Source organism: Actinobacillus minor NM305, from assembly GCF_000175195.1.
GTDB lineage: Bacteria > Pseudomonadota > Gammaproteobacteria > Enterobacterales > Pasteurellaceae > Haemophilus_A > Haemophilus_A minor.
The window spans coordinates 1-233 of record NZ_ACQL01000197.1 but is presented as its reverse complement, the minus strand read 5'-3'; the positions used below and the strand labels follow the sequence as shown (position 1 = coordinate 233).

General features: G+C 41.6%; 1 tRNA gene. It reads right to left on the bottom strand.

Annotated elements, in window-relative coordinates:
- Nucleotides 1-54: 54 nt before the first annotated feature.
- A tRNA-Glu gene (locus AM305_RS11760) sits at nt 55-130 on the bottom strand.
- Between the last annotated feature and the right edge of the window lie 103 nt (nt 131-233).

Genomic DNA, 233 nt, shown 5'->3' with positions numbered 1-233 from the left:
AGCTTGTTTCCAATTTTTTAAAGAACAATTTAGACAACAAAAGTCATCTTTAAATGGCGTCCCCACGGGGATTCGAACCCCGGTTACCGCCGTGAAAGGGCGATGTCCTAGGCCTCTAGACGATGGGGACAACATTTAAAGATGCTCTCAACGACGTCCATTCTTAAAGAGTGAATATTCTATTCTATCTCACTCCTTTTGTCAATCTTGTCTACTTCCTATCAAACAATCTG